At 57.7% G+C, this 11,038-nt stretch carries 12 protein-coding genes; 6 read left to right on the plus strand and 6 right to left on the minus strand.

All coding sequences use genetic code 11. The features are described 5' to 3' along the window. Positions 1 to 9 precede the first annotated feature (9 nt). Positions 10 to 1,053 carry a YkvI family membrane protein gene (locus PT964_RS12180; protein WP_274363623.1) on the minus strand — a complete coding sequence of 348 codons (1,044 nt, stop codon included), beginning with the start codon at positions 1,051 to 1,053 and terminating at the stop codon, positions 10 to 12. Between the two features lie 177 nt (positions 1,054 to 1,230). Next, positions 1,231 to 1,983 carry a hypothetical protein gene (locus PT964_RS12185; RefSeq protein ID WP_274363624.1) on the minus strand — a complete coding sequence of 251 codons (753 nt, stop codon included), beginning with the start codon at positions 1,981 to 1,983 and terminating at the stop codon, positions 1,231 to 1,233. Positions 1,984 to 2,278: 295 nt separating this feature from the next. Here PT964_RS12185 and PT964_RS12190 point away from each other — a divergent pair, with 295 nt between their 5' ends. The 4 genes from PT964_RS12190 (at position 2,279) to PT964_RS12205 (ending at position 3,895) form a co-directional block, all read left to right on the plus strand. Then, positions 2,279 to 2,854, plus strand: coding sequence for a xanthine phosphoribosyltransferase (locus tag PT964_RS12190; RefSeq protein ID WP_274363625.1), 576 nt, complete (start codon positions 2,279 to 2,281; stop codon positions 2,852 to 2,854). 119 nt (positions 2,855 to 2,973) lie between these two features. Continuing rightward, complete coding sequence (locus PT964_RS12195) at positions 2,974 to 3,306, plus strand: hypothetical protein (protein ID WP_274363626.1); 333 nt, start codon at positions 2,974 to 2,976, stop codon at positions 3,304 to 3,306. Between the two features lie 73 nt (positions 3,307 to 3,379). Further along, the gene (locus tag PT964_RS12200) at positions 3,380 to 3,637 is read left to right on the plus strand and encodes a hypothetical protein (RefSeq protein WP_274363627.1); all 258 of its coding nucleotides are present in this window, start codon (positions 3,380 to 3,382) and stop codon (positions 3,635 to 3,637) included. A gap of 42 nt (positions 3,638 to 3,679) precedes the next feature. Further along, positions 3,680 to 3,895 carry a YqzE family protein gene (locus tag PT964_RS12205; protein WP_274363628.1) on the plus strand — a complete coding sequence of 72 codons (216 nt, stop codon included), beginning with the start codon at positions 3,680 to 3,682 and terminating at the stop codon, positions 3,893 to 3,895. A 64-nt stretch (positions 3,896 to 3,959) separates the two neighbouring features. Here PT964_RS12205 and PT964_RS12210 read toward each other — a convergent pair whose 3' ends face one another. From PT964_RS12210 to PT964_RS12220, 3 genes are all read right to left on the minus strand, one after another. Beyond that, positions 3,960 to 4,952 (minus strand): hypothetical protein, encoded by a 993-nt coding sequence (locus PT964_RS12210; protein WP_274363629.1) that lies wholly within the window; start codon positions 4,950 to 4,952, stop codon positions 3,960 to 3,962. Between the two features lie 181 nt (positions 4,953 to 5,133). After that, entirely contained in the window at positions 5,134 to 6,108 is a 975-nt protein-coding gene (locus PT964_RS12215; RefSeq protein ID WP_274363630.1) for a YqhG family protein, read from the minus strand. Next, complete coding sequence (locus PT964_RS12220; RefSeq protein WP_274363631.1) at positions 6,105 to 7,925, minus strand: DEAD/DEAH box helicase; 1,821 nt, start codon at positions 7,923 to 7,925, stop codon at positions 6,105 to 6,107. The genes PT964_RS12215 and PT964_RS12220 overlap by 4 nt, the downstream gene beginning before the upstream one ends. Before the next feature lie 194 nt (positions 7,926 to 8,119). Here PT964_RS12220 and PT964_RS12225 point away from each other — a divergent pair, with 194 nt between their 5' ends. Both PT964_RS12225 and PT964_RS12230 read left to right on the plus strand, forming a co-directional pair. Next, entirely contained in the window at positions 8,120 to 8,965 is an 846-nt protein-coding gene (locus PT964_RS12225; RefSeq protein WP_274363684.1) for a lipoate--protein ligase family protein, read from the plus strand. Positions 8,966 to 9,002: 37 nt separating this feature from the next. Next, entirely contained in the window at positions 9,003 to 9,926 is a 924-nt protein-coding gene (locus PT964_RS12230; RefSeq protein WP_274363632.1) for a glycine-rich domain-containing protein, read from the plus strand. Positions 9,927 to 10,176: 250 nt separating this feature from the next. On the opposite strand, the gene dat is transcribed toward PT964_RS12230, so the two are convergent. After that, positions 10,177 to 11,016, minus strand: a complete 840-nt coding sequence (dat, locus tag PT964_RS12235) for a D-amino-acid transaminase (RefSeq protein ID WP_274363633.1) — start codon at positions 11,014 to 11,016, stop codon at positions 10,177 to 10,179. Positions 11,017 to 11,038 lie beyond the last annotated feature (22 nt).

Here is an 11,038-nt window from a genome sequence, read left to right on the forward strand (position 1 = left end):
CGTTCCGGTTTAGGCGGCATGCCTGCCTTTTACGATCAGCATGCCGAACCAAGTTAGGCTTAGGCAGCCGAACAGCGGATACAGCGTCGAAAGCAGCGCCTTGAATCCGAATAAGCTGACTCCGAAGCAAAGAAGCAGCGTTGCTCCGATCAGAACGTTTCTCTTAAGGTGCGTTCGTTGCTCCATTTGCAGCGTCAAGCCGAACACATCCGCAATGAACGTCGTAAAAATTTCCGCGTAAATCAGCAAGAGATATACCAAATGGACAAAAGCGCCTAATCCCGCCACAACCATCCCCATCGGAATTTCATAAGTAAAAATCGCCGGGGTATGCATGGAAAGGGAAATATGCCCTGCGATGAGCAAGGCGCCCAGGCCGATGCCGCCGAGCAAGCCCCCCATGCGGATCGCCTTTCGGTCCTTCACCGTCGCTCCGAGCGGGACGAGCACCGCTTGGGCCGCAGTTAAATTAAATGCGGAGTACAGCAGCGGCGCAAGCCACGCGCGCCATGCCGGATACGGGCTTTCCCGCACCGCCCATTCGCCCGCCGCAAATTCCGGGAGATTAAGCGTATGCCAAAATACGATGCCGGTAAACAGCAGCATGAGCGGGACAACGATGCTGTTTACGGCAATGATGCCTTTCATCCCTCTGGTGATGACGAAATACCCGAGCAGCAGCGTAACGCCGACCCCGAGCAGGAACGGCTGCCCCAGATGCTCCTCGAATACGGAACCTGCGCCTGCCAGCATAACGACGGATACAGAGAACAGCTCCAGCAGAAGGAGCAGCGAAAACCATTCGCCGAACGTTTTGCCGAATAAGATTTTGTTCAGGTCTTCGTAAGAGGTCGCTCCGATCTCGCTGGCGAGCAGCATAATTTTCGTGCCGAGCCAAATAAAAAGCGCCGTCGACACCAAGATGGTGAACAGTGCAACGCCGCCGTATTTCGTGAAAAACTGCAATATTTCCTGCCCCGTAGCAAATCCGGCCCCGACAACCGTGCCGATGTAGGTAAAGGCCACTTGCCAAATGGCGGCCGTTCGCCTCATGTTCCGACCCCCTGCCTGTACATGTTCGTCCCAGTAGTACAAGGTATGACGACTTGTACGAAGATAGTACAGGGGGGACCGTTGCGCGCCGCCGCGCCGCCAGATCGACCACCTCGAACGGAACTTGGGCTCCAAGCACAAAAAAACCGCCCCCGAAAGGGCGGTTTACAGTCAACTCTACGTTTCCTCGGGAAACAGCTTGATCGATTGGATCGTGTCGTTCTTAGGGTCGATGTCGAACTTGAGCACGACGCCGTTGTTCTTATACGTCAGCACATATTCGCTGCGGGTGGTCGGTTCGCCGATCGCCGCGACCGCATCGTCAGCCGTGCCGCCGACTCTTAAGCCGTTCAGGCCGGGATTGATCGCAGTCGTGCTGACTTCAACGAAGAGCACGTGACCGTCGCTGATGCCGACGGAAAATCCGGGATATGCATAAACCGATGCTTTCTCGCTCTCATCCGGAAGCGCATATGTATCCACGGGTTCGCCGAAACGGGTTTTCACGGCTTCCAGCGTCGATCGCATATCAAGGCCCATTAACGTCGGGTGCTTCACGTCGAAGGTGTCGTGAACGTCGTAAAGCTCTTTGTAAAATTTCTGGCGCGCCTCGGACTCGGTCATCCCGCTCTCCGCATCCTCTACGGCGCCGGAGCTTTCAGGGGCTGCCGAAGTCGTGCCGTCGTCGGGCGATGCGACCTCAATCGGGCTCTTATTGCCTTCACTTTCAAGAGGCGCGCTCCCATCCGCTTCGGACGGGGCAGGCTGCGCTCCGGCAGCTTCCTGAACGGCCGCCGCAGGCGGATCCCCGGTTTCCGCTCCGCTTCCCGGCGGCTCGGAGGTGACGGCCGGCTCGTTGCCGGTGCATCCGAACAAAACCAAACACATCAGCAATGCGGCCGTAACGCTCAAGCCTTTTCCGTTACTCATAGCTCTCATCTCACTATCCGTTTCCGGCTGTATGCCGGTTTATTTGTCTTACCATACTATACTCTCTGGGACCGTATCCTCTCAAAGACGATTTTTTACCAATTGGCATCGTTTTGGCGGAAAATAACCGCAAATTTGACGAAGCGGAATGCGGCTCACGTTAAGGAACGACATTTCACCGCTTTATGTATTTAGACTGGTTTTCAATGGAAAAAGTTGCGTCGAATGAACGTTTTTTGTATGGTAAATGTTACAATGAAAACATCATATCTACTCTAATCGGGGGATGGGGCTTGTGGAGCTTTTAAAGCGGCGTATTTTAAGTGAAGGGCGTGTGCTGTCGGACGACGTTATCAGCGTGAACACCTTTTTGAATCACGGTGTCGACCCGCAATTGATCGCACAGATCGGGCAAACCTTCGCGGGGATTTTCGGGGAGTCGGGCGTCACCCGCGTCCTGACGATCGAATCCTCCGGCATCGCGATCGCTTATGCGACCGCCTTCTCGCTCGGTGTGCCGCTTGTTTACGCACGCAGGCGATCGGCTTTAATGAATGAAGGGGAGTATTACGCGGAGCGCGTACCTTCCTTTACGAAGGGAATTGTGACCGACATTATTTTGGCGAAGTCGCTTATTTCCGCGGAAGACAGAGTGTTGTTCATCGACGACTTCATCGCCAACGGAGACGCGGCAAGAGGGCTCATCCGCATCGTGGAACGGGCGGGGGCTGCGCTTGTCGGCGCGGGTATCGTGATCGAGAAGGCGTTCCAAAGCGGAGGCCGGTCGCTCCGCGAGCAAGGCGTCCGAGTGGAATCGCTCGCCAAAATCGCATCGCTGTCCGGAGGACAAGTCCGATTTGTAGAAGAATAACCGTGTGAAAACCGCTGACATTCCGAAAAATTAGCATCATTTTTCAACTCGTCTCTGTCTTTCATCCTCACCTCTCTTGCTTTATAATGATAGATAAGTTCCGGAGAGGAGGCGTCACGATGGGGAATCAACCGCTGACGAACGAATATGTAGCTAACAAGCTCGAGGCTGCCAAAACACACTTCGAGCGAACAGTCGACTGCAAGCATACCGAATTCGATGACCTCTACCCGTATATGGTGGAACATCCTCAATTTTTCTGGTACAAACGTTATGTGGCATGGTCCGAATTGTTAACCATTGTTAACATATGTCAAGATGTCGAATACGAGTGGGAGCAGCATTTCACATCGCAGCAGACCGAATACGTCAAGACGCGCGTCATGTCGGCGAAGGTGCTTGACCATTGGTTCGAGACGCAGCCCAACGATTCCAGGGAGCATGTCGGTTAACCGGTATTGTCATGAAGGCCTATCGCACGGCGGTAGGTCTTTTTTCTTTATATAAACGGAGGTGGCAAGTCCAATGATTACGGATGAACAACTGGATGCGTACCGCATCGAGGGAACGCTGCTTCGCGTCGTCCGCGATGCGAGTAAGGACAACGATGTGCGCGGATATGTCGTCGCTTGGGATGACAACAGCGTGCTGATCCGCAAACGAACGCGGAAGCTGGTGAAGCTGGACCGCCGCTACGTGTATCAGCCGTATACCGAGCCGCGCGCGCTGCCGCCCGCCATTAAGGATGCGGTTCTGGAGGACGCCGGCCCCGAAGATGTTTAAAGCAAGCCCGCCCGGACCATAATAGGGATTGGGGGGCGATTGATGATGGCCAAAGGGGAAGAGCTCGTCAAATACATCACGCAAAGAGTAGTCACCTACATCGACCTTCCGCCGGAGCAACGAAAGCAGCGGAAGCTTGCGCGAATTCAAAGCAGGGAGCCTTGGCATTACCGCTATTTCGGAATGATTCCGATGGCGATCAAGCTGCTGTTTCGAAACGGAAGCAACAAAAAGGCGCCCTCGGACGGGGATGCGTAAAGCGTTCCCTCCCGAGGGCTTCAATATGTATATATTTGAGAGGAGAAATACCGTAAGTAAGCTACTAGTGCACAAACGATCCGTTCGCCGCCAAACGGTCAAACGGAATGTATCGCAAGCCTTCCTGCTCGACGGCGACGAAGCTGTCGAGCGCTTCATTGCCGACGTTCGCTTTCCATGCGTGGACACCGGCAACTCCCATCGGCACCATCATCAGGCCGTCGAACAAATCCGCACGGTATACCGGCGCCTCGTCTTTTCCGCCAAGCGTCTTCAACAAATCGTTCCAGCCTCGAATCGAAATCGGCTTTCCCGTAATCCAGGCGATATTCATATAAGGGTCTGCAACGCGTTTCGCCAGCACATGCACGCTTTTGGCTCCCGCCCCCGCGCCTGTTCGTTCGCCTTGCGGGCTCGGAACCTCAGCCAAGCTTAGGAGCTCGCGTTCCCCGATCGGCAGCCATTCACCGGTTTTCGCGTCCGCATAGCGGGTTATTTTTCCCTCGGAAACTTTCCAGTACGCATGTAAAGCGTCGAAATAGATCCGCTCCACGGCGGCCTTCTTCGTAAATTTCACACCCTCAAGTCCTTCGGAACCAAGCGCCCAACTCAGTGTCCGCTGCGAAAACAGCGGCAAGTCGCCGATTCCGTACTCCTCCAGCTGCAATGTTCCGTTCTCCGTTTCCCATACGACCAAATATCCGGTCTCCATGCCGGAAGCGGCATCCTTCACAATAACGACCCAGCCGTGATTACCCGGGCCGATCGGATATTTTGACCAGGAAGCGTTTTTCCACGCTTCGAATTTCGGCTCCTTCGACAATCGGTCGATCCAATCGTCGATTTGCGCATCGGCCGGCTTCGGCGTTACCGGCTTCGGTACGGTAAGAGCGGATACGGACCCGGATGCCTTCACGGCGGGGGCAGCCGAAGCGGTCGAAGCGGCAGGCGCTGACGCCGCGACGGATCGGGTAAACAATCCACCGAGCAAGGCGTTAGCGGCGACCGGAGTCATCCCGCCGAGCACGACCGCAGTTATTAACATTAACAAACGCATTGGGTCACCTCCATCTTGTGTGGACAAGCTGACAGGCTTCATGAAGATCACATCTGCAATAGATCAACGGGGTGCTCGTCCATCCGGACGACAGAGCCGTTATTCTTGTAGTGTAGTTGAAAGCGGCTGAAAAGTTTGTCCCTTCTTGTCCGAAAAATATTAGATTGTTTGGCGAATCGCGTCATTTGGGCGACAAGGCGTCTTTCCCGAGGTGAAAGACGCCGGCATTGACCACGGAGGCGGCGATCCGCGGCCGGTACTGCCAGTCGATTTCCCGCTTGCGGCTTTCGTATTGCTCTTCGGCGGCGGGACGGTTGTCGGGCTCGATGCTCTGCAGCAGCTCGCCGTAGTAGGCGTCGACACGAGCGAGCTCGTCGAGCAGCCGCTCCTGCGCCTCGTGCGCCCAGCCGTGGTTGTAGCTGCGCACCTCCCGTTCCAGAAAGTCCTCCAGCGCCGCAGCCGCGCGCGGAATCGACCAGGTCGGGCGAAGCACCATCGTGTTGGACGGCAGCTTCGGCGTGAGAGAGACGGAGTCCAGCCGTTCGAAGAAATCGTCGACGATTTCTCCGGAAAGGAGCGAAATCCCAAGCGAGTGGAGCTCGTCACGCTTCATGTCGCAGCAAAATTCGACCTTATAATTGACGGCCAGCCAAGTTTCATACATATAAGGCGCGCCTTTGCCCGCTTTCACGTCTTCATACATCTGCACGTAGCGGCCTTTATTTCTAACGACGCCGAACAGCTGATTCAGTCTTCGGCTGCCGTAAGTCACCTCGTCGTACGGCGTGCGGCCGACCGAAGGCGGAGCGGGAGCAAAGCCGAAGAAGCGCCCCAAAATCGAGTCCCCCTGCGGATTCGAAGGGGCGCCCGGACCCGGAGCGGGTGCGGGGGCAGGCGCCTGCGGCCGCGGAGGTCCGGCTTGCGCCTTTAGCGTTGCAGGCGCCTTGTCCGGATCGAAGACGAACGTCATCGTCATCGTCTGCGGCTCCGCTCCGGTCCGCTCTACGAACGTCCAGTAATACGAACGGTTCGTCAGGTCGCGGTCGGCTTCCGGCGACAGCTTGACCGTAAGATGCGCCGGGGATTTTTCTACGATATGCGATTGCGTTGCTTCAACATAACGGGAGACGAATTTATGAATTTGCTTCGCGTTCAACGCGTCACCTCCGCTGCTTCGGCGCTCCCAACCGGACGGGAGACGCCGTCGATGATGGCGCCGATTTTGGCGCGCCGCCGGGCTTCGCCCGCCTTCGCATTGCCCGGCTCGTCATCCGCCTCCTCGTAGAACGATTTTCCGAGCGTGTTCAAGCGCTCTTTGATTTCCCGATCGTCCTTCGACTCCAATACGATTTTCAGCAGGCTCGACTCCAGCGATTGAGACCGCTTCTCGAACCGTTCCACGATCGTATCCACCTCGCCGATGACAAGCTCGAACATATTGATTTTTTCATGCAACAGGGTAAGGATGTGCTCCTCAATCGTTCCCGCCGTGGACAAATTATAAATTTTCACATCCTGCGTCTGTCCGAGCCGGTGCACCCGCCCGATCCGCTGCTCGATCCGCATCGGATTCCACGGCAGGTCGAAATTGATGATGTGATGGCAAAATTGCAGGTTGATGCCTTCGCCGCCCGCCTCCGTAGCAACCATCACCTGCGCGCGCGACCGGAACAAATCCATCATCCAGTCCTTCTTGCCGCGGTTCATCCCGCCCCGGTACGGAACGGCGGTAATATGATGCTGCTTTAAATAGCTGAGCAAGTATTCTTGCGAAGCTCTGTATTCGGTAAAAATGATCACCTTGTCGTTAATGTCCCGAATGAGCTCCAGCGTCTTCTCGGCCTTCGTGTTGGCCTGAATGTTGCGGATAATGTTGACCAGCTCCCATACCCGCGGCCGGGTGGGCGAGTCCTCGGGAAGCTTCTTAAATAAATTGACAAGCGATATAAACACGGCGTCGCGGGAAGAGCACACCTCCCGCTGCAGCGTCACAAGCGCCAGCCCGCTGCTGATATCCCCGCCGGAATCCTCGTAGCGCTGCTTTACGAAGCGGGTGACGCCCTCGTACAGCTCCATCTCCTCCGGCGAAAGGGTAAGCGTAATATTTTTGACATGGCGCTTCGTAAACTGTACGCCGCCGTCGCTGCGCCTGTTGCGGATCATCACCTTCTGTAACTCTTGCTGGAGAAGCGATTCGTTTTTGGGGATCCTTTTTTCCGCGACGAAGTTCGATAGAAAGCTGCCCTGGCCGCCCAGCTGCCCCGGCTTCAATAAGGTGATCAAATTGTAGAGCTCGGCCAAATCGTTCTGCACGGGCGTCGCCGTCAGCAGCAGGCAATATTTTTTGCGGAGCTGCGTTACGAATTGATAGTTGGTTGTCTTCTTGTTTTTCAGCTTGTGCGCCTCGTCGATAATCAGCATGTCGTAGTCGAGACCGAGCACGACGTCCCGGTGCGGGTCGCGCTTCGCCGTATCCATGGAGGCGACGATGACGTCGCACGTTTCCCACATGTGGGCTTTCTTCTGGGCGGCGGCGCTGATGCCGAATTTGCCGTTGAGCTCTCTGACCCACTGAAGCACGAGAGAGGCGGGCACGAGAATAAGCGCTTTCTTCACCAAACCGCGGATCATATATTCTTTCAGCACGAGTCCGGCTTCGATCGTTTTGCCGAGGCCCACCTCGTCCGCGAGGATGGCGCGCCCGCGCATTTCGTGCAGCACCCGCTTGGCGGCTTCCAGCTGATGCGGGAGCGGCTCCAGCTTCGGAAGATGACGGAGGCACTGCAGCTCGTCGAAGCTTTGAATGAGGTCCGACTGCTCGGCCTCATAGGCCAATTGATAATAGGTAAAATGATCCCAAGGACCGTTTCTTTCGATGCGGGACTCCAGCTCTTCCAGCCACGAGCGGTCGAAGGTGAGCTCAAGATGATCGTGAATGAGTCGCGTCGGTTCCGGCAGAGCGGTTTTTCGCATGTGTAACGCCCCCTGCTTAAGTCTCGCCCGGATGAATGGCTTATCGAGCGTAAGTTACGTCTTAGTATGTACGGAAAGCCGGAGGTTCATAACTTTGAAACTGGTTTCCGCCCGCGAGCGGTCCGTTGGGCAAAAGGTTTCGCGCGTGCTATCATCAATATATAAATAGAAGCGAAGGAAAGAGTGTGGAGATTATGGTTGAGCAGTGGCGTTTCATTCGGTCCGGCCGCCGGAGGCCGGCATATAATATGGCAGCGGATGAGGCGATGATGATCGCGGTGGGCGCCGGGGAGGCGCCGCCGACGCTTCGGTTTTTCGGATGGGATCCGGCGACGCTGTCGATCGGTTATTTCCAGAAGGCGGCGGACGAGGTTCGGCTGGACGAAGTGAAGGCGAGAGGGCTCGGCTTCGTCCGCCGGCCGACCGGGGGACGGGCGGTGCTGCACGATGCGGAGCTGACGTATTCGATCGTCGTGCCCGACAAGTACCCGGGACTGCCCGCGTCGGTGACGGAGTCGTACCGGGTGCTGAGCGAAGGGCTCGTGCACGGGTTTCGGGCGCTTGCGCTCGATGCGGAGATGGTGTCCTTGGCGAGCGAGGAGGAGAAGGCGAAATATTCGGCCGCCGGCTCGGCGGCGTGCTTCGATTCGCCTTCCTGGTACGAGCTCGTCGTGGACGGCCGCAAGGTGGCGGGCAGCGCCCAGGTGCGCCAGCACGGCGCGGTGCTGCAGCACGGCTCGATCCTGCTCGACATCGACGCCGAGCTTCTGTTCGAGCTGCTGCAGTTTCGTTCGCAGCGGCTGCGCGAGCGCCTCGCGAGCGATTTCGCCGGCAAGGCGGCGGCGATCAACGATTTGCGGGCGGCGCGCGGGCTTCCGCCCGTGGCGGTGGCCGAGGCGGAGGAGGCGTTCGCCTCGGGCTGGGCGCAGGCGCTCGGCGTAACGCTCGCGCCTGCGGATTTGTCCGCCGCCGAGGAAGCGGCGGCGGCGAAGCTTGCTGCCGAGAAATACGGCAGCGACGAGTGGAATTTGCGAAGGTGATCATTATTAATCGGATTCGTAAGGGGGCGTGGGAAGCATGTCTTGGCTGCGAAAGGTCGGTCGCTTGTTTGGGTTTGGCGAGGGTCGGGTACGGGAGTGGGAGTCCGTACCTTATGAGCTGCGCGAAGGCGTCGGGCTTGCCGTGCACGATTCGCCGGCGCTTCTGGAGCTGGAGGAACGGCTTCGTAAAGCGGTTCAAGGCGCGGGCTGGCTTGAGCATGTGAAGATGCGTGTGTTCGCGAAGCATCCCAGGATGACGGACGCGGAGTATGACTGGCTGTGGCTCGAGCTGCGGCGGTTTTTCCTCATGACGACGGTCGTGCGGTATGTGCCGATGTACAGCCCGAAGGTCGACGATATTTGGCACGAGATGCTGTTGTTTTCTAGGGAATATGAAGCGTTCTGCCGTTCGTTCGCCGGAAGGGTCATCCATCATACGCCGCATGTGAACGCTGTCCCTAGGCAGCAGGCTGCACGGGATCGGGCGTGGTTCGAGCTGCTGTACGGCACGATGTTTTCGGTGCAGCCGAATAGCGAGCGGGTGCTTGGCCGGTTCCGGCTGCGGCCGATCCCCGCCGATGACCTGGATTGGCTGAGAATGAGCGGGACGGAGGAAATATACGAGCGGCTGATGGCGGAGCCTTCCGGAGACGCGGCGGTTGATCGCGCGGCGAAGGATATCGCGGAGCGGATCTACGAGCATGGGCGGCGGCTGGATGATTATAAGATGCATGGCCGGAAGGCGGTGTCGTCGAATGTGAACGATTATGCGGCCGCTTACGCCGTGAGCTTGCTGACGTTCAGCGTGCTGCAGGAGGAGCAGCGGGTTCACGCCGGCGGCGATTCCGGAGTAGTGCCTTATGCGGATTCGGGTGACTCCGGAGGCGGTGGCGGCGGCGGAGACGGCGGAGGCTCGTCCTGCGGCGGTTCCTCGTGCGGCGGCGGCTGCGGGGGAAGCTGAGCGGCAGCTTGCGGGTGCGGTGCTTCGTCGCTGCCCGCTCCCCGTTGGAAAATAGCAACACTATGAGTTGCTAAGTGCCTGTTTTTCGGTATGCGTGGGAAATTAGCCACACTGTGGGTTGCTATTGACCTCAAATCGTCGGTCCAAGCGGCAGAAGTCGGGAAATAGCCACTTCAGGTGTTGCTAAAAATTTGTCGACCGCCTTTTTGGGCCGAATAGCAACTTGTAGTGTTACTACTATCGGGTGTGCCTACAAGATCAACCTCTCGAACTCGGCCTGAAGCGCGCGGGAGATGGCGCCCGGGGAGCCGCTGCCGATCGGTCGCCCGTCGACGGCGATGATCGGCATTATTTCCGCCGTCGTGCTCAGCAGGAACGCTTCGTCGGCGGCGTAGAGCTCCTCAAGCGTGAACGCCGCTTCGCGGAGCGGTATGCCAAGCCCGTTCGCAAGGCGTATGGCGACGGCTCGGGTAATGCCGTGCAGGATGAGATGGTTCGCCGGATGCGTCAAAATAACGCCGTCCCGCACGATCGCCACGTTAGAGGAGCTGCCTTCGGTTACGATTCGGTCCCGGTGCAAAATTGCCTCCCAAGCGCCCGCTTCGGAGGCGGCCTGCTTCGCGAGCACGTTCGGCAGCAGGTTCAAGCTTTTGATATCGCAGCGAAGCCAGCGGATATCCGGATGCGTGACCACCGCGACGCCTTCGCGGATTGCCTTCACCGGCCGGTCCAGCGGGTTCGTAAATGCGGTAATCGTCGGACGCGGCGCCGGAGCCGGAAACGCATGCGAACGAGGAGCGGCGCCGCGGGTAACCTGCAGGTATACGATCCCGTCGGTCACGCCGTCGGCCTTCACGAGCTCAGCGATGCCGCCGGAGAGGCGCTCCGCGGAATACGGAAGCTCAATCCGAATCTCCGCGACGCTGCGAATTAACCGGGCCCAGTGTGCCTCCGCCTCGAACAGCTTGCCTCCGTAGATCCGAAACACTTCATAAATTCCGTCCCCGAAATTAAACCCGCGGTCCTCGATATCGACCGAAGCGCCTGTGCGCGCCGATAGCGACTCTCCGTTCCAAATGTATGTGCCCATGTATAACATCGCTCCTTTTGGA

The sequence above is a fragment of the Paenibacillus thermotolerans genome (assembly GCF_028745515.1).
GTDB classification, from domain to species: domain Bacteria; phylum Bacillota; class Bacilli; order Paenibacillales; family YIM-B00363; genus Paenibacillus_AE; species Paenibacillus_AE thermotolerans.